The organism is Bacillus sp. FSL R5-0576 (genome assembly GCF_038004765.1).
Taxonomy (GTDB): domain Bacteria; phylum Bacillota; class Bacilli; order Bacillales; family Bacillaceae; genus Bacillus; species Bacillus subtilis.
Map to the genome: position 1 here is coordinate 2829747 of NZ_JBBORU010000001.1, position 22280 is coordinate 2852026.

Annotated in this window: 23 protein-coding genes and 1 other annotated feature (1 of these 24 only partly in view); of the genes, 5 read left to right on the plus strand and 18 right to left on the minus strand. The window is 42.8% G+C overall.

Annotation, left to right across the window (positions count from 1 at the left end):
- Positions 1-75: a binding site (T-box leader), on the minus strand (it extends 140 nt beyond the left edge of the window).
- 102 nt (positions 76-177) lie between these two features.
- Positions 178-513, minus strand: coding sequence for a DUF4257 domain-containing protein (locus tag NX903_RS14530; RefSeq protein WP_003246114.1), 336 nt, complete (start codon positions 511-513; stop codon positions 178-180).
- Positions 514-917: 404 nt separating this feature from the next.
- Here NX903_RS14530 and NX903_RS14535 point away from each other — a divergent pair, with 404 nt between their 5' ends.
- A complete protein-coding gene (locus NX903_RS14535) occupies positions 918-1703 on the plus strand; it encodes a blue-light photoreceptor (RefSeq protein ID WP_004399022.1) in 786 nt (261 codons plus the stop codon).
- Between the two features lie 31 nt (positions 1704-1734).
- Here the strand turns inward: NX903_RS14535 and NX903_RS14540 are convergent, their stop codons facing one another.
- Positions 1735-2928 (minus strand): MDR family MFS transporter, encoded by a 1194-nt coding sequence (locus tag NX903_RS14540; protein WP_017695458.1) that lies wholly within the window; start codon positions 2926-2928, stop codon positions 1735-1737.
- A gap of 188 nt (positions 2929-3116) precedes the next feature.
- Here NX903_RS14540 and NX903_RS14545 point away from each other — a divergent pair, with 188 nt between their 5' ends.
- The gene (locus NX903_RS14545; RefSeq protein ID WP_086344220.1) at positions 3117-3863 is read left to right on the plus strand and encodes an LMBR1 domain-containing protein; all 747 of its coding nucleotides are present in this window, start codon (positions 3117-3119) and stop codon (positions 3861-3863) included.
- A 36-nt stretch (positions 3864-3899) separates the two neighbouring features.
- Here the strand turns inward: NX903_RS14545 and bceB are convergent, their stop codons facing one another.
- The 12 genes from bceB to NX903_RS14605 form a co-directional block, all read right to left on the minus strand.
- Positions 3900-5840: a bacitracin ABC transporter permease BceB gene (bceB, locus tag NX903_RS14550; protein WP_086344221.1), complete on the minus strand. Its 1941-nt coding sequence runs from the start codon at positions 5838-5840 to the stop codon at positions 3900-3902.
- Positions 5830-6591, minus strand: coding sequence for a bacitracin ABC transporter ATP-binding protein BceA (bceA, locus tag NX903_RS14555; protein WP_029946123.1), 762 nt, complete (start codon positions 6589-6591; stop codon positions 5830-5832). Before bceA ends, bceB begins: the two co-directional genes overlap by 11 nt.
- A 101-nt stretch (positions 6592-6692) precedes the next feature.
- Positions 6693-7697 (minus strand): two-component sensor histidine kinase BceS, encoded by a 1005-nt coding sequence (gene bceS / locus NX903_RS14560; RefSeq protein ID WP_024573099.1) that lies wholly within the window; start codon positions 7695-7697, stop codon positions 6693-6695.
- On the minus strand, positions 7690-8385 hold the full coding sequence (gene bceR, locus NX903_RS14565) for a two-component response regulator BceR (RefSeq protein ID WP_048655237.1): 696 nt from the start codon (positions 8383-8385) through the stop codon (positions 7690-7692). The genes bceS and bceR overlap by 8 nt, the downstream gene beginning before the upstream one ends.
- A gap of 96 nt (positions 8386-8481) precedes the next feature.
- Positions 8482-9792: an ABC transporter permease YtrF gene (ytrF, locus tag NX903_RS14570; protein ID WP_038429494.1), complete on the minus strand. Its 1311-nt coding sequence runs from the start codon at positions 9790-9792 to the stop codon at positions 8482-8484.
- Positions 9782-10477 carry an ABC transporter ATP-binding protein YtrE gene (ytrE, locus tag NX903_RS14575; RefSeq protein WP_014477726.1) on the minus strand — a complete coding sequence of 232 codons (696 nt, stop codon included), beginning with the start codon at positions 10475-10477 and terminating at the stop codon, positions 9782-9784. The genes ytrF and ytrE overlap by 11 nt, the downstream gene beginning before the upstream one ends.
- Positions 10478-10491: 14 nt before the next feature.
- Positions 10492-11469 carry an ABC transporter permease YtrD gene (gene ytrD / locus NX903_RS14580; RefSeq protein ID WP_086344222.1) on the minus strand — a complete coding sequence of 326 codons (978 nt, stop codon included), beginning with the start codon at positions 11467-11469 and terminating at the stop codon, positions 10492-10494.
- Positions 11470-11498: 29 nt separating this feature from the next.
- Positions 11499-12485: an ABC transporter permease YtrC gene (gene ytrC, locus NX903_RS14585; protein ID WP_124058871.1), complete on the minus strand. Its 987-nt coding sequence runs from the start codon at positions 12483-12485 to the stop codon at positions 11499-11501.
- The gene (gene ytrB, locus NX903_RS14590; RefSeq protein WP_086344223.1) at positions 12479-13357 is read right to left on the minus strand and encodes an ABC transporter ATP-binding protein YtrB; all 879 of its coding nucleotides are present in this window, start codon (positions 13355-13357) and stop codon (positions 12479-12481) included. Before ytrB ends, ytrC begins: the two co-directional genes overlap by 7 nt.
- A complete protein-coding gene (gene ytrA, locus NX903_RS14595) occupies positions 13350-13742 on the minus strand; it encodes a GntR family transcriptional regulator YtrA (protein WP_003229121.1) in 393 nt (130 codons plus the stop codon). Before ytrA ends, ytrB begins: the two co-directional genes overlap by 8 nt.
- Positions 13743-13775: 33 nt before the next feature.
- A complete protein-coding gene (locus NX903_RS14600) occupies positions 13776-13913 on the minus strand; it encodes a hypothetical protein (protein ID WP_017695451.1) in 138 nt (45 codons plus the stop codon).
- Between the two features lie 154 nt (positions 13914-14067).
- Positions 14068-14340 carry a YtzC family protein gene (locus tag NX903_RS14605; RefSeq protein ID WP_003229117.1) on the minus strand — a complete coding sequence of 91 codons (273 nt, stop codon included), beginning with the start codon at positions 14338-14340 and terminating at the stop codon, positions 14068-14070.
- Between the two features lie 161 nt (positions 14341-14501).
- Here NX903_RS14605 and NX903_RS14610 point away from each other — a divergent pair, with 161 nt between their 5' ends.
- Both NX903_RS14610 and NX903_RS14615 read left to right on the plus strand, forming a co-directional pair.
- Complete coding sequence (locus tag NX903_RS14610; RefSeq protein WP_024572829.1) at positions 14502-15470, plus strand: TIGR01212 family radical SAM protein; 969 nt, start codon at positions 14502-14504, stop codon at positions 15468-15470.
- Entirely contained in the window at positions 15467-16051 is a 585-nt protein-coding gene (locus NX903_RS14615; protein WP_014480625.1) for a tRNA (mnm(5)s(2)U34)-methyltransferase, read from the plus strand. Before NX903_RS14610 ends, NX903_RS14615 begins: the two co-directional genes overlap by 4 nt.
- Here NX903_RS14615 and tbcS read toward each other — a convergent pair.
- Together tbcS and ytpA are read right to left on the minus strand one after the other, a co-directional pair.
- Positions 16041-17144 carry a tetraprenyl-beta-curcumene synthase gene (gene tbcS, locus NX903_RS14620; protein ID WP_029318290.1) on the minus strand — a complete coding sequence of 368 codons (1104 nt, stop codon included), beginning with the start codon at positions 17142-17144 and terminating at the stop codon, positions 16041-16043. The two genes, NX903_RS14615 and tbcS, sit on opposite strands and share 11 nt — an antisense overlap.
- Before the next feature lie 20 nt (positions 17145-17164).
- Complete coding sequence (ytpA, locus tag NX903_RS14625; RefSeq protein WP_004398545.1) at positions 17165-17944, minus strand: phospholipase YtpA; 780 nt, start codon at positions 17942-17944, stop codon at positions 17165-17167.
- Between the two features lie 48 nt (positions 17945-17992).
- Between ytpA and NX903_RS14630 the strand changes: the two genes are divergently transcribed.
- Positions 17993-18508: a gamma carbonic anhydrase gene (locus NX903_RS14630; protein WP_004399093.1), complete on the plus strand. Its 516-nt coding sequence runs from the start codon at positions 17993-17995 to the stop codon at positions 18506-18508.
- A gap of 245 nt (positions 18509-18753) precedes the next feature.
- On the opposite strand, the gene alaP is transcribed toward NX903_RS14630, so the two are convergent.
- On the minus strand, positions 18754-20145 hold the full coding sequence (gene alaP, locus NX903_RS14635) for an alanine permease AlaP (RefSeq protein WP_038429497.1): 1392 nt from the start codon (positions 20143-20145) through the stop codon (positions 18754-18756).
- A gap of 136 nt (positions 20146-20281) precedes the next feature.
- A complete protein-coding gene (gene asnB / locus NX903_RS14640) occupies positions 20282-22180 on the minus strand; it encodes an asparagine synthase (glutamine-hydrolyzing) (RefSeq protein ID WP_004398625.1) in 1899 nt (632 codons plus the stop codon).
- Between the last annotated feature and the right edge of the window lie 100 nt (positions 22181-22280).

Genomic DNA, 22280 nt, shown 5'->3' on the forward strand with positions numbered 1-22280 from the left:
CTTGATTGACTTTCACCAGCCGTCAACTCTCTGCAACAATATCTGTTTCTTACTGCTCCTCTTCATTGTTCTTATCGCAACCGTAATCTAACTGTATTTTATAGAATTCTGTTCATAAGTGCAAGCAGGTTTGTATACAATGGGAATGTACCCTGAACGGGCGGAGATTGAGGACAATTATTCGGGTGGAGTTTTGGTTTGACGTTTGGACTCGGCCGGTTCGCCGCCGCTGTTCAGTTCTCTCACAAAGTCAAAACTTCTGAGAACAGCTTCACCGCCGTAGCCTGAGATAATGGATAAGATGACAAGTTGAATTCCTGAATCGGGGTCAGCGGATAATACAAGTAAAATGGAAGCCGTCATGCCGATAAACCAATCTTCCAAAAATCCAAGGTAGATAAACCGCTTCGTCATTCTGGGCTTCTCCAGCCTGCCTCTCTTTTTCACATGACCGAGAATCCCCATGATTCCTCCAATTACACAAGCAATGAGTACCTGATGCAGCATCTTCATCATCACCTTCCTAAAGCCCTTATTTCGTAAAGCGACTTCAGGCCATCCAGCCCCCTTAAACGATTCCGATGATTTTCGATATCTACATACCGGCAAATCTGTAAAAAGCTTGTTTCTTCCATTATATGTGAACACATGATCGGTAAGCTTGATGCATTGGATTCATTTTTCACCCAGTGACATTGACCTAGTCACCTATTTAGCATGTAGAAAACCTTTCCGTTCATATGTTCAAATTCTGTTCTTATTTTTAGTGTATACGAGGACAAGCCCTAATGACAAACAACAAACTGCACTTGCTTGAATCAGAACATGTGTTGTGCTACGGTTACTGTAGAATTCATTTTTAAAAAGGGGAATATCAGGCTTTCGCATAGCAAGCTGACGGCCTAAGGGGGATTTATATGGCTAGTTTTCAATCATTTGGGATACCAGGACAGCTGGAAGTCATCAAAAAAGCACTTGATCACGTGCGAGTCGGTGTGGTAATTACAGATCCCGCACTTGAAGATAATCCTATTGTCTACGTAAATCAAGGCTTTGTTCAAATGACCGGCTACGAGACCGAGGAAATTTTAGGAAAGAACTGCCGCTTCTTACAGGGGAAACACACAGATCCTGCAGAAGTGGACAACATCAGAACCGCTTTACAAAATAAAGAACCGGTCACCGTTCAGATCCAAAACTACAAAAAAGACGGAACGATGTTCTGGAATGAATTAAATATTGATCCAATGGAAATAGAGGATAAAACGTATTTTGTCGGAATTCAGAATGATATCACCAAGCAAAAAGAATATGAAAAGCTTCTCGAGGATTCCCTCACGGAAATTACTGCACTTTCAACTCCTATTGTCCCGATTCGCAATGGCATTTCGGCTCTTCCGCTAGTCGGAAACCTGACAGAGGAGCGATTTAATTCCATCGTTTGCACATTGACGAATATCTTATCAACATCCAAAGATGATTATTTGATCATTGATTTATCCGGATTGGCCCAAGTGAACGAACAAACGGCCGACCAAATTTTCAAGCTGAGCCATTTGCTGAAATTGACCGGAACTGAGTTAATCATTACCGGCATTAAACCTGAATTGGCTATGAAAATGAATAAACTGGATGCCAATTTTTCGTCGCTGAAAACATATTCAAATGTAAAGGATGCCGTTAAAGTGCTTCCGATTATGTAAAAAGATCCCGCTCATCCGGCGGGATCTTTTATTATGAAGAGATTGATGCCTGCTTATTTGTTTCTTTAGCTGATTTTAGCCGTTTGTCATATAGAAGCGTTGTGGCAATACTGATCAGCAGCAATACCAACAGAGATAAAACAAGAGCCTTAATGCCGTAATGATCGACAAGCACTCCTCCGAACAGGGGACCAATCATTCTGCCGCCTGTCGCCGCACTGTTGACAAAGCCTTGATAAAAGCCTTCTTTCCCTTTAGGGGCAAGCTGATTGGCAATAGTCGGCACAGCAGGCCAAACAAGCATTTCTCCGATAGTCAGGATCACCATCGCAGCGAGAAACATCGGAAATTGCTTTGCAGTCAGCAGCATGCTGAAAGACACAATAAAAATGATAAAGCCGATGACCATTTGCGCTTTTAGCGACTCGGCCCATTTTTTCACCACAAAACTGACGAGCGGCTGGCCGAGCACAATGAGAATTCCGTTAACCGTCCACAGCACGCTGTATAAGGAAAGAGATATTCCAATGCTTTGTGTGTACGAAGCAATTGTGGTTGACCACTGAGAATAAGCCAGCCATCCGAGTACATAGCCTCCGCTTAAAATGATCAGTGCGGCAAATTTTGCTTTGCTGTTCACAGCATCATAATCAAGCACAGACGTTTGGGACGCATCTCCCGTCTGAATATTTCGAAATCCGAAATATACAATAAAGAAAAAGACCAGATACAGCGCGGCATTTGCCAAAAATACATATGAAAACGAGAAAGATGCCACGATACCGCCAAGCGCTGAACCGACGGCCACGCCCGCGTTTTGCGCGACATATATCGCATTAAATGCCTTCCTTCCCCCTTCAGGCCATACCGATCCCGCCATTGCGTAGCTGGCCGGAAAAACAACACCGGAGCCAAAGCCCACAATCGTCAGCAGCACAATATAGGCTGGCCAATCATGAAAAAAGACAAGACCCATCAGGCTTGCTAACGTAATGGCTATCCCAAGCATAATCGATTTAAAACCGCCGATTTTATCAAACAAAAAACCTCCGCATAAATTACCAGCCACACTGGCGCCGGAATTCAGCATCAGGACAAGTCCGGCTACTGTTAACGACTTTCCTAAATGATTATGGATATAAATCGTATTCAGCGGCCATAAAAAAGAAGCACCCGTCACATTGATAAACATTCCAATGACTAAAATTTTAAGAGCACGCGGCATACTCATCCCCCTTTCTTACCTAAAAAAGCTCATGAAAAAAACGAAACCTAAAACGGCTCCGTACGAATCCAGTTATCATAGCACATTCATTCTATCTGTCTCTCTCACATTTTTCAACTGATGAGCGTGAAAAAATCTAACAAATATTGTTTGAAAAATGTAAAATAAATAGAAAAAGGGGTCATATTATGGAAATGGTATTAGCATTCTTAGGTTTTCTGGCATGTCTCATTGCACTGGGCTATGGATTATATCACCTTGTCAGATATGTACTGAAAAAGGAAAAACGTTTCTCCAAGAGACTTTTTTGGCCGCTTTTCATTGGAGGCCTTGTGCTGCTCTTTACCGGGGCAGCATTGGCAGAACCTGACACTTCCGCAGCAAATGCCGAGAAAAAATATTCAGCGCTAAACGCCGAATATAAAAACCTCACAAAAGAGCATGAAGAACTTGAGAAAGAATATAAATCTGTCAGCTCCGAAGCAAAGAAATTAAAAGACAACAAAGAAGATCAAGACAAGCTTGAGAAGCTTAAAAACGAAAATAGCGATCTAAAAAAGACTCAGAAATCATTAAAAGCTGAGATTAAAGAGCTTCAAGAAAATCAAAAGCAGCTCAAAGAAGATGCAAAAACGGCAAAGGCTGAAAACGAAACACTTCGACAAGATAAAACAAAGCTTGAAAATCAATTAAAAGAGACGGAAAGCCAAACCGCCAGTTCTCATGAAGACACTGGAAGTTCTTTAAACAATACGAGTAAAAGTGATGAAACCAAAACAGCTGACAAAGCAGAAGGCTGTAATATCAAAGGAAGCAAAAACGGCATCTACCACACGCCAGGCAGTACATACTACGACCGGACAACCGATCCGGCTGAAATGTTTTGCTCAGTTGAAGAAGCTGAAGCCGCCGGTTATCGGGCGCCAAAACGATAAACAAAAAGCTCCAGAATGTCTGGAGCTTTTTCTGTTTCACAACGACGATTTAATGACCTTCTTATAATAAAGAACTGACAGAAAACCAAAAATGGAGTAGAGCGCAGTATATAACACCATCACCATAATCATAGGCGCCCATACCTCTGATCCGAATAAGAACCAGCCGGATTGGACGGCAAAGTAACTGTGGAAGAGGCCGACAACGAGCGGAATGCCGAAGTTGTACATTTGTTTGATGCGTATCCCCTTTATCAGGTCGCCCTGCGTAAAACCGAGTTTTCTTAAAATTGTATAGCTCGGTTTTTCATCTTCACTTTCTCCCATTTGTTTGAAATAAAGGATACAACCTGATGTAATCAGGAACGTTAACCCTAAGAAGCCGACGATGAACATCACCATACCAAACAGTGATTTTTGCGCAGCGCTTGTATCCAGTCTTGATAAATGCTCGTTTTTCTTGTTCACCTGTTGAAAAAGCTCATTTGCTTTTTCCATTTGATCTTCATGTTTCACATTGACGCCGATAAATGTAGATTGCGCCAGCTGAATGCGGGGGTCTTTATCCTTGTCCAGCTGTTTAAACAGGCTGTCATCCACAATGACAGCGGGCATGCCCCCGCTTGTAAACGTGTAGGATACAAGAAACTCTTCTCTTAATCCTTTATATTTTAATGGCTGCGCCTCATGCTTGCTTTTTACTTTAATAACACCAGAGTCCTTGAAAACCATTATTTTTTGCAGCAAGTCGGTGTATCCTGAGAAAACGGCTTCTCCAGCCGCCACATCGACTCCTTTTACATCTTTGTCGCTAACAACAGCAAGCTGCATATTGCCGGGATCGCCCTGCATCTCTTTCGGAGTTCCATCCATGATATTTGCAATGTCAACATTTGCTTGCAGGACAGGTGTTGCTTTTTTTACAAACGAGATGTTGCTTTCACTCAAACTGTTTTCAAATAACTTGGCATCTTTCTCATTCATGAATGAAAAATCAGCCGCTACATTTTGTTCAGCGGTCTTTTCCGACGAGTAATACGAGATGTAAGCAAGAGATAACAGCCCGATGGCGAGCGCTGAAACGGTTGTAATAATCGTCAGCAGCAATGCGTTCGATTTCATTCTGAACATGATCGATGACAGTGACAGAACCTCAGAAATATTTAAGTAGCCGCCCTTGCTTTTTCGAATGATATTCGAGATAAACGTAACTGATCCTTTATAAAACAAAAACGTCCCGATAATGACAGCCCCCAAGATAAAGCTCATCGCGCCAAACAGTTCGTTAATGGTCTTAAATTTTCCGCCAAACAGCTCAGAAGACACATAGTATCCTGTCAAAATCAGCACGATGCCTAAAGCGCCGATCAGCATTTGGAAAAAGGATATTCTCTTCACTTTATCTTCAGTGGAGGACGTTACTTTAAACAAAGATAAAATACTCTGTTTTTTGATAAACGTATAATTCATGATCATGATCAAAAGGTAAATGCCGCAGAACACAATGACCGTTTGGACCAAGGCCTGCTCAGAAAAATGCAGTTTCGCATCCGATTTGACATCGACAATTTTGAACAGAATCATCAAGACCAGCTTCGATATCGAAAACCCGGCCGCTACCCCGATCGCTAATGAACCGAAATACAGCATGACATTTTCTGCACTTAAGATGCGAAAAATTTTATGCTTCGTCATTCCAATTAATTGAAACAGCCCGATTTCTTTACTCCGTCTCTTAATAAAAATCGTATTGGCATATAAAATGAAGATCGCCACCACAGCCACAAGCAAAATCGAAGCGGTTTTAATAGCCGCAGCTCCCTTAATTGAAGCCTTCACTTCGTTAATTGCTGGATCATACTGCAGCGTGACAAAGGCGAAATAAAGCGCCACGCTAAAGATGAGCGCAAACACATACAGATAGTAATTCCGAAGATTCTTTTTCAAATTTCGCAGGATGAGCTGATTAATGTTCATGCTGCACCCCGCCTAACACGCCTTGCGTTTTCATAATATCCTGGAAAAACGTCTGCCTGTCCTGGCCCCCTTTATTCAGCTGTGTATACATTTGCCCGTCCTTAATAAAAATGACTCTGCTGCAGTAGCTGGCAGCGACGGGATCATGGGTAACCATAATAATCGTGGCGTTTCGTTTTTGATTGAGCTGGCTCAGCTTATTTAATAGATCAGAGGCCGATTTCGAATCAAGCGCGCCGGTCGGTTCATCAGCGAAAATAATGCTCGGGTCATGAATAAACGCTCTTCCGGCGGATGTTCTCTGCTTCTGGCCGCCGGAAATTTCATTCGGGTACTTATCCCGCAATTCATATATTCCCAGTTCCTTTGCAACTTCCTCAAACTTGCGATTGGCTTCCTTTTTTGATAGTTTCGTGATCGATAAAGGCAGAAGGATATTCTCTTTCACTGTCAATGTGTCTAACAAATTGTAATCCTGAAAGATAAAGCCTAAATGCTGTTTTCTAAATTCAGCCAGCTGCTTTTCCTTCATAGCTGTCATGTCATTTCCATTAATATGAATGGTTCCGTGACTGACCTGATCGATTGAGGACAGAACGTTGAGCAAAGTGGTTTTTCCCGACCCGGAAGCACCCATAATACTGACGAATTCGCCCTTTTCAATGTGAATATCGATGCCCTTCAGCACTTCCTGTTTATTCAGCTTGTTTCCATAACTTTTTCGAATTTTATTCGCTTCTAAAATCACCATTTACGCAGTCTCCTTTATATTGGATAATCTCATTATAAAAAGGAATGCCGGGCTTTTCCTTCGATACGGCGAACAAAAAAGAAAAGCATGTGACATTTTCGTCACACGCTTATGACATGTTCAAATTGATTCCGTATTGGAAAGGTTAATGTAAAAACTGTCCCCGCACCAAACTCCGACTCAACATCAATATGGATCAATAACGGCGCCGCTGCTTTTTTTGCCAAGTACAGCCCCATGCCAGTTGACGCTTGATCATGGTGATCCGTTGTGGATGTAAACCCTTTATCAAAAATACGCGGTACATCTTTTGGATCAATGCCCCTGCCACAGTCTTTCACTTGGAGCTGCGTCTGTTCCCCTTTTTGAAAGCTTTTGATCTCGATTTCAGAGGCTTCGCTGTATTTCACCGCGTTTGTCAGCAGCTGCCTGATGATAAACGCCAGCCATTTTGCATCGCTCAGCACTTCTTTTGCATCGAGCTGTATGTCAAAACCGATCCCTTTTTGGATACACCACGATTGTAAATCTTTGATTTCTTTAAAGATCAAAGGCTGAAGCTGAATGAATTCTACTGACAGGTCGTTTTCAATAAATGAAATGCGTTTTTGATGAAGCTGCTGATCAAGAAGCAGGTGAATACGCAGCCATTCATATGACAGCTGGGATTTCAGTGCTTTTTCTTCCATTCTATCAATGATTAAATGCATCGCTGTTAATGGAGTTTTAACCTCATGGATCCATGCCATCAGCTCATCTTTTTCATTTTCCAATGCTAAGCGATGCCGTGCTGCGGTCTGCTTCAAGTGTTCTGTTTGCCCGGCAATGCTTCTTTCAACCATTGCTTCAAACGGCGTTTCCGGTTCATTTATGGCTGTCACATCGAGATTGTTCTCCCATGTTTTCAAGCTTTTATAAAACGCTGTTTCTTTCCGATAGCGGAACCAAAGGAATATGATAAAAAACAAGATGCACAAATACACCATATAAAGTACATTCCCGAATGATATGGAAGGATCGACAAAAGCAATGAACAGCATCAAAGCCTGCTGAAACAAAAACGCGGCAATCCAGCTCCGCCTTTCGATAAGGAATGCTTTAATCATAGAACTTGTCCTCTTCCTTCGCGATGTAGCCCTGGCCCACCTTTGTCTCGATATATGCGCCAAGCTGCAGGACGTCCAGTTTTTTTCGCAGGCGATTGACATTGACGGTCAGCGTATTATCACTAACAAAACGCTCATCGTTCCACAAGCTTCTGATCAGCTCTTCCCGGCTGACGATCTTGTTTTTTTGCTCTATTAATTGTTTTAGAATGAACATTTCATTTTTGGTCAGTTCAACAGATCCTTTGTCATTGCTGACGAGGTTCTGCTCCGCGTCTACAGCAGCGCCGCACCACGTTTTAATCGTACTCGGCTCCGTATTATAATGGTGCACACGCCGGAACATTGCTTGGATTTTCGCAATCAGCACATCAAAATGAAATGGCTTTTGAATAAAGTCATCTGCCCCGAGCTGCATGGACATCACCATATCAGCAGGATGATCCCGGGAGGATAAAAAGAGAATCGGAACATTTGACCGGGAGCGGATCAGCCGGCACCAATGAAAGCCGTCAAATTTAGGCAGCTGTACATCAATAATGACACAATCAGGATTAACCGCCGCAAATTCCTGCAGCACCTGACTGAAATCCTGAATGCCGTATACATCATAGGACCATCCCGTTAAACGATCCTTGATTTCATGAAACAGCGATTCATCATCTTCAATCAGCAAAAGTTTAAACAATCAACTCACCGCACTTTTTCCTTTTTTATCAAGTGTATAGCAAAACGCCAGCATGCGCTATAGAAAAAGCCGGCTGTCTCAGCCGGCTCGTTCACATTATAATTCTCTTCTCAACGCTGTCAGCACGTTGGTTTTGGTTGCTTTTCTCGCCGGGTTCATTCCGGAAATGACTGCGACCCCTCCGCAAATCACAACGGCAATGATCACAAGGCTCGCCGGGATGTAGGAGAATGTGTAATTCAAGTCGCCCGCATCGCCTCCGCTTGTGGCCGCGAGAATCATCGGAACGGCCAGGTTGACAAGGTAGCTGACGCCGTAGGAAATGATAATTCCAATCACACAGCCTAAAATCCCGATATACGCGCTTTCCATCAGGAACATTCGGCGAATGATAGACGGACTCGCCCCAATCGCTTTCATAATGCCGATCTCTTGTGTTCTCTCTGTCACCGCCATCGTCATCGTGTTAAAAATGCCGATCGCTGAAATGATAACTGCGATACATCCGACAAAGATCAGTCCGATTTTGAAGACCATGAAGAAGGTGTTGGCCCCCTCAAGTTCGGTAGTCACTGATGTGACATAGTACCCGTCATCTGTTAGATCATTTGTCAGCTGTTCCACATTCTCAAACTTATCAGCAAAAACGCCAATCTTAGTTTCAACATTTCCGTCTTTGAAATCTAAGAATTCCGAAAAATCTTTTTTGAATTGATCACTGATAAAAATGTTTGAGTCCTCCATCCAGTCTTGAGATGGTTTTTTTGTAATACCGACAATTTTAAAGTCATATGTTTTTGTTTTTGTAACATCCCCTGTTTTAGGATCTGTCTTCGATACACTTAGTTCTATTGTTTTATTCAGAATATCTTTCGTATAGCCCTTTGGTTCTTTTATATCTTCTGGATTTCCTTTTGCTTCCTCGATTTTTTTGTTATAATCTTCCGATTCTTTTTTCGTTAATAATCTCTTTGCGAAGTCGTATCCTACTACGATTTCATTTTCCGACTTTGCGACTCTTCCCTTTTCCAATTCCATATTGGCCTTTAATTCATCATTCATATTAGTAAAAATGAGATTTGAGCTTTCATTTGTACGATTGCCTAAAGTAGCTTTGTTTGGTTCATACACTTGCGTTCTTTCTACAACTGACCTTACGTGATCATACTTCTCTAAATCAGCTTTTTTAATAGGCTTGTCTCCTTCCTTGCCCATTACACTGACTTTCGTTACAACCTGCTGGCTCATTGTCATATCTGTAATTGTCTTTTGAATCCCAAACCCAACGGACGACAGCACAACCAAAAACGCACACGCCATTGTTGTCGCAAGAATCGTCATAAAGACGCGAAGTCTGTTTTTCTTCATATTTCTTCTGATAAAATGAACCTGATCCTTAAACCTCAACGGTAATTCCTCCTTTTAGCACACCATCATGAAGCTGAAATTTTGAATGTCCGATAGAAGCGACTTCATCATCGTGAGTAATGATCACAAATGTAATGCCACGCTCACGATTCAGCTGCTGGATCAATTCCAGCACTTCATGTTCCGTTTCTGAATCAAGGCTTCCCGTCGGCTCATCCGCTAAGATAATCGAAGGATTTAAAATCAACGCTCGAGCAATACTGACACGCTGCTGCTGGCCGCCTGACAGTTCATTCGGATAATGAGCGGCATGGTTTTCCAGACCGACGCGTTTCAGCATGTCCTGCACCTTTTGCTTCCGCTCAGATGGCTTGATTCCTTTTAACGCCAGCGGCATTTCCACATTCTCATACGTTGTTAAGCCCGGAATGAGCTGAAAGCTTTGAAAAATAAACCCGAAATGGTCAAGCCGAAATTGCGCCCATTCCTTTTCATTAAACCCCGTAACATCAGTGCCATTAATGACAATCCGCCCTTTTGTCGGCGATATGTAGCCGGAAATCAAATTCAAAAGCGTTGATTTCCCTGAGCCGCTTCGCCCGACAATACAGGCGATCTCACCTTTCGCCACACGTAATGAAACATCCTTCAATACTGGAACTTCATTCTCACGGCCCTTTTTTCCGATCGTGAAAGAATGGTCGATATGCTGAACATCAATCATATGTTCTCTCTCCCTTACAAAAGTTTCATTTTTTTATAAATCGCAAAATAACTAATCAAGAAACCGATTACCGCACCTGTACCCATGCCAATGAGATAACCGGCAAAGCTCTCGCTTGCCGTAAAACCAAAATAGCCGAAGCCCATGATTCCTATGATAATAACGATGATCTGCACCGGGCGGTTAAGCGGCTTCCATAAGAAGAAATATCCGTTTCTTTCATTAGACAGTTTGACAAAGCTAATATAGCCGATAATGTAAAAAATGATAGTCATGATAGCCGGAATGACTAAATAATATGGTGAATTCTCAGCCCATTTCGAGTCTACATAAATTATCGGAATGAAATACTGCACCCATTTAGGTACTGGACCATGGATAAAATCTATTGATCCGCCAAAAAGGATCTCCAGGTTGATTGCAGGCAGGCTGATGAGCAAAAATGGCGAAATGGCCACGGTAAATGAGACCAAAAGCTGGGCAAAAATATTTCCTGTCAGAGCTCCTCCTGCCATAACTAGCGAATAAGCCAGCATGCTGATGATGATCATTCCAAGGCTGTAATTGTGAAAATAATCGGCCTGATCAGGCTTCAAAAGCATGATCAGCAAAACAGATAAAACATAACCTATGAGTTGCGGTATCACAATCACCATTCCGCCATTAAGGAACTTCGCATGAAATATCTGCCCTCTTGTATACGGAAGGCTTAATGTAAAATCAAAAAAGCTCTTGCTTCGTTCAATCCCTAGCTGGCTGACCGCCAAAACGACTCCCCAAATCCAAAACAATGAGATAAATGAGCTGTTTAAATAATCAACGCTGAATACGCAGGGGCCGACCCAATTTTCTTTTCCAGTGACACAGCCTTGATAGATGAGATACATATTTAAAATTGATAATGGATTACCCAATATAAAAACCAAAATGGTGATAACTAAGGCGACTTTATTCTGCCGCCACTCTTTGTAAAGCAGTCCTGAATCCGGCAACTCACTTCCCTCCAAACCTAAGGCATTTCTTACACTTTTGTTTTCTTATAAATAGAGAAGTAGCTCACAAAGAATCCAGCCACTGCCCCAATGATCATACCCAAAATATAACCAATAATGGAATGTCCGGTATAGTATCCAAATAAACCAAATCCAAGGATGCCGAAAGCCATAACCAGAATTTGCACCGGACGGTCTAATCTGTTCCATAAGAAAAAGTGTCCGTTTCGTTCACTGGGATGCTTTTTGAAGCTTATCAAACCAATCAAGTAAAACAGAATGCTCATGGCAGCTGGAATCATTAAAATATATTTACTATCGATAAGCCAGTCACTTGCAACATAACCAATGGGCACAAGATATAATAAATTGCTCGTCAGAGAGAAATACACCTCCGGGGAAGGAAATATTTCCCATATATTCACACCAAAAACAACTTCAAAGTTTCCAACCGGCAATGCAACAATTAAATATGGCAATACCGCAGCAGCAAATGCCGTTAATAACTGGGCAAAAACATTTCCCGTTAATGCACCAGCAGCCATCAACAAACAATAAGCCATAAAACTAATCACAATTACTCCAACGCTGCTGTGCTCAAAAAAGTAGACGTGTTCAGGGTTATAGACAAGAATCAGCAGCCACGCAAATAAAAAGCCAATTAATTGCGACACCACAATCACAAAACCGCCTAACCAAAATTTCGTCTGAAAAATTTGGCTTCTGTTATATGGGAGGCTTAATATAAAATCCATCGTGCCTTTCGAACGTTCCATTCCGAGGAAGCAGACCGCCAAAATGACCCCCGGCACCCAGTTGATATCTATTAGATTGCTTCTATGATAATTCACAATAAATTCACAATATTGCGGGTCTTGATGAGCCAGACACCCTTGATAAGACAAATACGTATTAACGATAGAAAGCGGATTTGCCAACACTAAAAACACGATACTTAACAAAATCACCACTTGATTCTGTTTCCACTCTCGATAGAGGAGACCTCGGTCTACCATCTCCGCTTCCCTCCAAACTTCGCAATGAACACTTCTTCCAGGTTGACAGGAAGCTCATTCCATACTTTTGGCTTCAGCTCTCTCAAAAAGCTCTTTTTCTCCTCATCGCTTTTCGGAATCAGCACTGTGTAAAACACGCCGGCCTGATCGAGCATCGGAATGTTTTGCTCTCTGATGGCCAAATTGACATCTGTATCGAAAGCCATTTGAATTTTAATGTATTCTTCTTTTAACTCATCAAGATCCATGACGTTGGTCAGTCTATTATCTTCGAGAAAACCAATTCGGTTGCACATCCGTTCAATGTCCTCAAGGCGATGGGAGGTGATCAGGATGCTCGTATCACGCTCTGCCACTTCATCGACCATCAGCTGCAGCACATCATGCCTTGTCACCGCGTCTATTCCATCCGTCGGCTCATCAAGAAGGATCAGCGCCGGTCTCGCCGCAAACGACAGAACGAGGGACAGCTGTTTTTTCAAGCCTGTCGACAGTTCGCGATATTTTTTCGTTTCCGGAATTTCGTACCTGTTCATCAGCTCATTCGCGTACGTGACATCAAATTTTGGATATATTCTTCTCAAAATATCGACTAACTGCTTGTATGTATACTTATCGTAAAAAGGATTTTGAACAGGCATGTAGATGATATTTTGTTTGACCTTCGGGTGCTTTTTGATTTCTACGCCGTCAAATAAAATCGTTCCGCTGTCAGCGAAAATGATTTGCTGGATTAAGCGAAGCATCGTCGTTTTGCCCGATCCATTGCGTCCAAGCAATCCAAAGATTTCTCCTTTTTCGATTGTTAATGAAACATCTTTTAATACTTGATTGCCGTCAATCACTTTTGACAGCTGCCGCAGTTCAATCATTTTTTTTGCCTCCCTTCACATCAGCGCTGATTTCCTTTATCCATTCGTGCAGTTTTTCCAGCTCAACCCCTGCATAGTGTGCATCGATGATGAGCTGTTTGAGTTGCTCTTTAATCATCGTCATCTTCCCTTCAACCAGTGTCGTTTTTGCATTCTCCGATATATAGGTCCCTCTGCCCCGCAGCGTTTCAATAATCCCCTCTCGCTCAAGTTCTTTATACGCTTTGCTGACAGTGTTCGGATTCGCAATAATGATCGTTGCCAATTCTCTGACAGAAGGAAGCTTATCACCAGGCTTCATGATCCCTTTCAAACAAAGCTCTTTCATTTGCTGAATAATTTGTTCGTAAATGGGTGTTGAGCTTCTTGGATCGATTTGAATCATTTACTTCCCTACTTTCTATACGATCTGAACCTTTTATAGATAAAAATGATCAATTATACTTTTTTGCCATTCAAAACCGATCATCACAAGAACAAGAAAAAAAGAACAAGCGATCACAGATGCCGCAATCAGCATTGGCACGTTACGTTTGTTTCGATTTTTACGTTTCATAACTGCCTCCCTTAACGTCAATATATAAAAGATTTTATATTAGTGTCTATAGTGTATTACTTCAATTAGTACACTTAATACAATAAATACTTTGACTCACAAAGTCAATCCTTTTTTTACAAAAAAACGGACCCTTTTAAAAGGGTCCGTTTTCCTACACATCAAGAGGGTGCTGCAGGATCATATTATTTTGCAAAGATTGAAGCTGAAGTCTCATTCTGTACAGCTGTTCTCTTTGCTGATCATTTGACGACAGCCATAGTTTATTCAAGGCATTTACCGCATCTTCTAGCTGCATTTGTGCATCACTATATTCTTGATCGTTATAATGCTCTTGTTTAGAAGCGATTTTCAGCTGTTCTTCAGCATAATCATAGGCCTGCATACATTGCTGGAGATGTTCATCTACTGATTGTCTTGTTGCCACAGTAACCCCTCCTCTTGGTAATGGAAATCATCCATCATTCATATTGTAGCCTCATCTGACTTTATTCAATAAAGTAATTTATGGTCGATATTCATTTGTTCTCTTGTGAAATGCGTGCTACAATTTTAGGATGCAATCGTACGCAAGGAGGCACATGAATTGTGATGCAGAACAATCCTTTTCCTTATTCAAATACGGAAAAACGCTATCATACATTGAATTATCATCTCAGAGAACATTTCGGCCATAAGGTGTTTAAAGTAGCGCTTGACGGCGGTTTTGACTGTCCGAATCGGGACGGCACCGTAGCCCACGGAGGCTGTACTTTTTGCAGCGCAGCAGGCTCCGGCGATTTTGCCGGGAACCGGGCCGATGATTTAATTACGCAATTCCATGACATCAAAAACCGCATGCACGAAAAATGGAAGGACGGCAAGTACATCGCTTATTTTCAGGCTTTCACAAACACTCACGCCCCGGTTGAGGTGCTTCGTGAGAAATTCGAATCCGTCCTCGCCTTAGATGATGTGGTCGGCATTTCGATCGCCACACGCCCGGACTGTCTGCCTGATGATGTCGTTGATTACTTGGCAGAGCTGAATGAACGTACGTATTTGTGGGTGGAGCTTGGGCTTCAAACAGTTCATGAACGGACTGCACTTCTGATCAACCGCGCACATGATTTTAACTGCTACGTGGAAGGCGTCAATAAATTAAGAAAACACGGCATACGTGTCTGCTCGCATATTATCAACGGGCTGCCTTTGGAAGACCGGGACATGATGATGGAAACGGCAAAGGCCGTCGCAGATTTGGACGTCCAGGGCATTAAAATCCATCTGCTTCACCTACTGAAAGGCACGCCGATGGTCAAGCAATATGAAAAGGGCAAGCTGGAATTTCTTTCTCAAGATGATTATGTGCAGCTCGTGTGCGATCAGCTTGAGATCATTCCGCCTGAAATGATCGTCCACCGCATTACAGGTGACGGACCGATTGAGTTGATGATCGGGCCAATGTGGAGCGTCAACAAATGGGAAGTTCTTGGCGCCATTAATAAAGAGCTAGAAAATCGAGGCAGCTATCAAGGAAAGTTCTTTCAGCGCCTTGAGGAGGAATCAGCGCTATGATTTTGAAGAAAATTCTCCCTTATAGCAAAGAACTGCTGAAAATGGCCGCGGGAGAAGGAGATATTGTCGTAGATGCGACAATGGGTAACGGACATGATACACAGTTTTTAGCGGAGCTTGTTGGTGAAAACGGCCATGTGTACGCATTCGACATCCAAGAATCAGCCGTGGCCAATACAAAGGAACGGCTCGGTGACATGTATCAAGCGCGAACAACGTTATTTCACAAAAGCCATGATAAAATCGCTGAATCCCTCCCGCCTGAAACACATGGCAAAGTGGCGGCCGCGGTATTTAACCTCGGCTATTTGCCGGGCGGGGACAAATCAATTACGACAAACGGAAGTTCCACGATCAAAGCAATTGAACAGCTTCTCAGCATCATGAAAGATGAAGGTCTGATTGTTCTCGTCGTCTATCATGGCCACCCGGAAGGCAAAGCTGAAAAAAACGACGTGCTTGAGTTTTGCCGGGACTTGGACCAGCAATCAGCCCGTGTATTAACATACGGATTTATCAATCAGCAAAATGACCCGCCATTTATTGTCGCCATCGAAAAAAAAGCTCAGATCAGCAAATGATTTGAGCTTTTTTCTTTGAGTTTTTCATCCAGGACATTTTTTGAAATTTCCGGTAGGCTCTGCCGTTGATATAAAAGAAAAGGGAGGTTTTTCCGCTGGCTTTGATCAGCTTCTTTGCGAGCCGGCCCATTTCCTTTTGGCCTGCCACTTTATCATCTGACAAATAAACACCAAGCAAGCCGCGATTGATTAAACGATGGAAGTTTTCATGCGGAATGCCTTGTAGATGCTCGTCGGCTTTATGGATAAAGTGTTCAAGCCGATTCATCATCTCTTCATGAGACTGATAATACGAGCAGAAATTCAAGTCTCCTTCCAGCAAGTCCTCCTCTTGATCAATCAAATAATCAAGAAGAATATGAAGACCCTGTATGTAAGGAAAATAACTGTCACGGATTTTTTTAGCGGTGCTTTCTGTGAAATCAGGCTGGAACGAATACGCAACCAGACAGAAAATGCCTAACGTTGAGCCTGCACAGGCTGAAAATTCATACCATTCCATCTCAGGCAGCTCTGATTCATATTGAGTAAACCACTTTTCAAGCCGCGGAACACGCTCATGCTCAATAACGTGCTTATGCACCTGCAAATCGCAATAATAGCCGCACAGTTCAAGCAGATAAGGTTTAATCATGTCATAGTGCTCAATGGAACCAAGGACACGCTGGCACGTTTTGACCAGTTCGTGCAGATATCCGCTGTCATCCTGTTCTTCCCTGAATTGATAATAATTTTGCAGTTCCGCTCCCACTGTCAGTGCGTCCTGCATTGAGGCATGGAGCATCCGAAAATCCTGCGGGTCCAGCGAGGTGCTGCGGTCACATAGATTGTCCAAATAATCACTAATCGTTTGATACGCGATGATAAACTCGACACATTTCTGCTTTTGGCTGCCTGACAATAAGGCCAGTATGCCGCCGCCTTCACAGTGAAACGTTTTGTCCCGAATACTTGCGGTTGCCTGTGCTTTCAATTCACTGTTATGAATCGATTCTGATTTTTGCTTCCATATGTCCAGCTCTTGATGAACGAGCGGAAAAATATCTCGATATACCTTTGTCATCAATCCAAAAGGATGTTCCGGTACTGTCAACACATGCACCCCCTACTAGTTCAAATATATTGATCAGTAAACGCTCTTGCTGCTTTAAAGACATCTTCTCTCTCGGGTTCATTGAAGATCTCATGGTAAAGCCCTTCCCACTCTCTGTATGCTTTATTATGAGAAGCAACACCATTAAACCACTTGATGACCATCGTTTTGTCAACAAGCTTGTCATCACCGGCTTGCATCACAAGAAGCGGAACTTTCAAAAATGCCTCTGTCGGCACCATTGCCGATTCAATTGTCTTTAAAAGCTCTCTGTACCATCTGACAGAAACTTTCCTGACGTATAACGAATCATTTTGGTCAGCCTCGATGACGTCCTCATTGCGCGTCGCCATATCAATTGATAATCCCGAATCAACCTTAAGTGACGGAGCGATGACATTCAGGCCTTTTGATGCAAGATCAAGCGCTTTATTGACTTTAATTTGCAGTCCGAGACACGGTGATGATAAAATAATTCCCGTAATCCGGGGATTTCTTTGCTGTTTAACCCATTCAATCGCGACCAGACCGCCCATGCTGTGACCTAGCAGAAAAACCGGCAGATCAAAGGTTCGCGCTTTATCTATCCAAGCATCTACTTCATCAATGTATTCTTGAAACGAGCGAATATGCCCTCTCGCTCTTGTCGTTGTTCCCTGTCCAGGCAAATCGCCCATGACAACGTGATAACCCGAAGACCGCCACATTTCAATCAGCCATTTATATCGTCCGTGATATTCACTTGCCCCGTGAATGATTACAATCACTGCAACAGGTCTGTCTGCTTTCCAGGTCCACATGCTCTTCACCTCATACGAAATTTAAATAGAGAAAGAAGGATGAATCTTATGATCTACCCTTATAAGGAACACAAGCCAGATATCCACCCAACAGCCTTTATAGCTGATAATGCAACAATTACCGGTGATGTCGTTATCGGAGAACAGTCCAGCATTTGGTTTTCTGTTGTCATAAGGGGAGATGTTGCACCGACCAGAATCGGAAACAGAGTCAATATCCAGGATTTAAGCTGCCTTCATCAAAGCCCGAACAAGACGCTACTCATTGAAGATGACGCCACGATAGGCCATCAGGTTACACTTCATAGCGCTGTTATCCGCAAGAACGCCTTAATCGGCATGGGCTCAATCATTTTAGACGGAGCCGAAATTGGCGAAGGCGCTTTTATTGGTGCCGGCAGTCTTGTCCCGCCCGGAAAAATCATTCCGCCTGGCCATCTCGCCTTTGGCCGCCCTGCAAAAGTCATCCGCCCTTTGACGGAAGAAGACCGGAAAGATATGCAAAGAATACGGTCAGAATATGTAGAAAAGGGCCAATATTATAAATTTCTTCAACAAACATAAGACCTGCTTCGTCTTACTTTACCATTTTTCAAATTATATTTGAAAGCAATAACCATCGTTAACCCGGACGTCATCACAGTTCGGGTTTCGATTTTTCCATAAAACGTTCACATATAGCATGAAACGTATGACTTTTATCTTATCACAAAACTATAAACAGCCTCTGCAAAAACACATACCTATTCTTTCCTGTTCTCTATTTTCTATGAGCACACACAAAAAGAGCCCACTGGGAGCTCTTTTTGTCAGCTGATATTTCGTTCGCTGGCAGCAGCCGCATTTTTTTTGTGAAACCCTTTTCCATAGTACACAGCCAGCAAGATGAGAAACCATATCGGCCCGATAATCACGGCTACTCTTGTATCAGGGCTGTAAGCCATAAGAATGACAACGAATGTTAGAAATGCCAATGACACATAAGACGTAAACGGAAATAAAGGCATTTTGTACTTTAATTGTTTCTTTTCTTCAGGCTTCAAACTTTTCCTGTATTTGATTTGAGAAAGCAAAATGATCGCCCACGTCCAAATCGCTCCGAACGTCGCAATACTTGTAACCCAGGTAAATACCTTCGCAGGGACAACGTAGTTTAACAGCACTCCGACTAATAAAGCGCCCGCAGAAGCCAGAACAGCTTTACCCGGGATGCCGCCTTTCGTCAGCTGACCGTATGCTTGTGGGGCCTCTTTCTGTTCCGCCAAGTTAAACAACATCCGCCCTGTGCTGAAAATACCGCTGTTGCATGAAGACAGCGCGGCTGTCAACACGACAAAGTTAATGATGCCTGCAGCTGATGGAATGCCCACTTTTTGGAACGTGAGAACAAATGGGCTTCCCTGAGAGCCAATTTCCTGCCACGGATAAATAGACATAATGACGAATAAAGCGCCTACATAAAAAATCAAAATCCGCCAAAATACTGTATCAATTGCTTTGGCTAACGATTTTTGCGGGTTTTTCACCTCGCCAGCCGTCACCCCGATCATTTCAATCCCTAAATAGGCGAACATGACCATTTGAAGAGACAATAGAACCCCTTTTAAACCATGAGGGAAAAATCCTCCGTTGTTCCACAAATTACTGATTCCAGTTGCAATGCCCCCATTACCGACTCCTGCAATAATCATCAATAAACCGACAGCAATCATGGATAAGATCGCAACAATTTTAATCAATGCGAACCAAAATTCCAGCTCACCGTAAGCTTTGACAGCCAGGAAATTAACACCCGTCATAATGACCAGCGCCGATAATGCCCAAATCCAGTTTGGCACGTCCGGAAACCAGAACCCCATATAGATGCCGACAGCAGTAATTTCGGCCATACAGGTGACAACCCATAAAAACCAGTAGTTCCACCCTGTTAAATAGCCTGCAAGCGGTCCCAAATAATCACGCGCATACCTGCTGAAGGAGCCTGCGACCGGTTTTTGAATGGCCATTTCCCCAAGCGCTCTCATAATAAAAAACATGACCAGGCCGCTTGCGGCATACGCTACCAAAATACCAGGCCCTGCTAATTGAATAGCTGATGCGGAGCCGAGGAACAACCCTACTCCTATAGCAGCTCCTAAAGACATTAAAGAAATATGCCTTTCTTCGAGTCCGCGGTGCAGCTCTTGTTTTTGTTTTTGCATGCTTTCTTCTCCCCTAGAAAAAAATATCATTATATCATTTTTCTGAATATTCCGTACGGATTGGGTAAATCAATGATGATGGAGAAATAAAAGGATAACAACAAGGCTTTCGACTACTCGAAAGCCTTGTTGTATGTTACACAAAGATGACTTCTTTAGGCTGATGGCTCAGCTCTTCAGGCATATACCGTTTTTCAATATTGATGCTGTGCCAGATCATAAAGATCAGTACAGTCCAGATTTTCCGGCTGTTATCAGCCTTGTCCGCACAATGGTCTTCAAGAAGCTGAAGGACATAATCCTTATGGATATAAGCATCCGTTTGGCTTTCCTGAATAATATTCCGCACCCATTCGTTCATTTCGTTTTTCAGCCAATGACGGATCGGTACAGGGAAACCAAGCTTTTTGCGGTTTAATACATGCTCAGGCACAATTCCTTCAGCGGCTTTGCGAAGAAGATACTTCGTCGTGCCGTTCTTCGTTTTCAGCTCATCAGGAATTTTTGAAGCGACGTCGAATACGACTTTATCCAAGAACGGCACACGCAGTTCCAAAGAATTCGCCATCGTCATTTTATCCGCCTTTAACAAAATGTCGCCGCGCATCCAAGTGTGGATATCGACATACTGCATTTTGTTGATATCGCTGTACGAGCTGCTTTCTGTAAAGTAAGTCTTCGTCACATCGCGATATGAAAGGTTCGGATTATAATGCTTCAACAGCTGCTTTTTGACAGACTCTTCAAAGATTTTCGCGTTACCGATATAACGATCCTGAAGCGGAGTACAGCCGCGCTCAAGCAGGCTCTTTCCTCTCATACCTTCAGGCATAACGGCAGCAACGTGCAGAAGCATCTTTTTCAAGCCGGACGGAATCCGTTCAAACGGTTTAAGCGAAAGCGGTTCACGGTAAATGTTATATCCGCCGAAGAGCTCATCCGCTCCTTCACCTGATAAAGCAACCGTTACATGTTTTTTTGCTTCTTTTGCAACAAAGTACAACGGAATCGCTGCCGGATCAGCAAGCGGGTCATCAAAATGCCAAACGATCTTCGGAAGCTCATTCATGTATTCCTCAGGCGAAATGACTTTGCTGATATTTTCGATGCCCAGCGCCGCTGCCGTTTCTTTCGCTACATCAACCTCACTGAAGCCCTGCTGTTCAAAGCCGACAGAGAATGTTTTTAAGCTTGGATGAAATTCCTTCGCAACAGACACAATAAAGGAAGAATCAATCCCGCCAGACAGGAATGAACCGACAGGAACGTCACTTCTCATATGAACGTTTACAGAGTCATAGATCGCGTCTCGGACTTCTTTCACAAGCTTGTCTTCTTCAGTCTGAACCGGCTTGAAGTTCGCTTTGAAATACGTTTTGAATGTGATATCGCCGTCCGGGCGGATTGTGAACTGTGAACCCGGCTCTACTTTTTTCACATGGGCATCAAGCGTGCTCGGTTCAGGAACAAATTGGAAAGACATGTACTGCTGCAATGCCTCTTTATCTATTTCAATATCATTCTGAGCAACCATTAAACTTTTTCTCTCTGAGGCAAAATAAACCTGATCATTGATTGTTGTATAGTACAACGGTTTAATGCCGAATGGATCTCTTGCTCCATAAAGCACATGATCGTTTTTATTCCAAATCAGAAAGGCAAACATACCGCGCAGTTTGGACGCCGCTTCTTCTTTATAGTGACGGTAAGTCGCAAGAAGAACCTCTGTGTCCGAATCCGTGTTGAATGTGTACCCCTTTGCTTCAAGTTCTTCTCTCAGTTCAATATAGTTATAGATTTCTCCGTTAAAGATAATCCAATATGTTTCATCTTCATATGATAAAGGCTGTCCGCCATTTTCTACATCAATAATGCTGAGCCGTCTGAATCCGAAGCCGACGTGCTCATCATGGAAATATCCATCACTGTCAGGACCGCGGTGAACGATCATTTGGTTCATTTGTTTGATTAGTTCTTCTTGATCAGCGGTTTGAGCTAACGGATGCTTGTTAAAAACCCCGACAAATCCACACATAGTATTGCCTCCATAATTAAAATTGTCATCATTGAACCCCTATTTATAGACGCTGTGAATAGTATTTGGTTTCACAGTTATGTAAAAAAATAAACATGAA

Excerpts from the sequence above, each read along its gene's own strand:
- NX903_RS14530 (WP_003246114.1), bottom strand. The coding sequence starts at position 513 with ATGAAGATGCTGCATCAGGTACTCATTGCTTGTGTAATTGGAGGAATC.
- NX903_RS14535 (WP_004399022.1), top strand. The coding sequence starts at position 918 with ATGGCTAGTTTTCAATCATTTGGGATACCAGGACAGCTGGAAGTCATC.
- NX903_RS14540 (WP_017695458.1), bottom strand. The coding sequence starts at position 2,928 with ATGCCGCGTGCTCTTAAAATTTTAGTCATTGGAATGTTTATCAATGTG.
- NX903_RS14545 (WP_086344220.1), top strand. The coding sequence starts at position 3,117 with ATGGAAATGGTATTAGCATTCTTAGGTTTTCTGGCATGTCTCATTGCA.
- bceB (WP_086344221.1), bottom strand. The coding sequence starts at position 5,840 with ATGAACATTAATCAGCTCATCCTGCGAAATTTGAAAAAGAATCTTCGG.
- bceA (WP_029946123.1), bottom strand. The coding sequence starts at position 6,591 with ATGGTGATTTTAGAAGCGAATAAAATTCGAAAAAGTTATGGAAACAAG.
- bceS (WP_024573099.1), bottom strand. The coding sequence starts at position 7,697 with ATGATTAAAGCATTCCTTATCGAAAGGCGGAGCTGGATTGCCGCGTTT.
- ytrE (WP_014477726.1), bottom strand. The coding sequence starts at position 10,477 with ATGATTGATGTTCAGCATATCGACCATTCTTTCACGATCGGAAAAAAG.
- ytrC (WP_124058871.1), bottom strand. The coding sequence starts at position 12,485 with ATGGTAGACCGAGGTCTCCTCTATCGAGAGTGGAAACAGAATCAAGTG.
- ytrB (WP_086344223.1), bottom strand. The coding sequence starts at position 13,357 with ATGATTGAACTGCGGCAGCTGTCAAAAGTGATTGACGGCAATCAAGTA.
- ytrA (WP_003229121.1), bottom strand. The coding sequence starts at position 13,742 with ATGATTCAAATCGATCCAAGAAGCTCAACACCCATTTACGAACAAATT.
- NX903_RS14600 (WP_017695451.1), bottom strand. The coding sequence starts at position 13,913 with ATGAAACGTAAAAATCGAAACAAACGTAACGTGCCAATGCTGATTGCG.
- NX903_RS14615 (WP_014480625.1), top strand. The coding sequence starts at position 15,467 with ATGATTTTGAAGAAAATTCTCCCTTATAGCAAAGAACTGCTGAAAATG.
- ytpA (WP_004398545.1), bottom strand. The coding sequence starts at position 17,944 with ATGTGGACCTGGAAAGCAGACAGACCTGTTGCAGTGATTGTAATCATT.
- NX903_RS14630 (WP_004399093.1), top strand. The coding sequence starts at position 17,993 with ATGATCTACCCTTATAAGGAACACAAGCCAGATATCCACCCAACAGCC.
- alaP (WP_038429497.1), bottom strand. The coding sequence starts at position 20,145 with ATGCAAAAACAAAAACAAGAGCTGCACCGCGGACTCGAAGAAAGGCAT.
- asnB (WP_004398625.1), bottom strand. The coding sequence starts at position 22,180 with ATGTGTGGATTTGTCGGGGTTTTTAACAAGCATCCGTTAGCTCAAACC.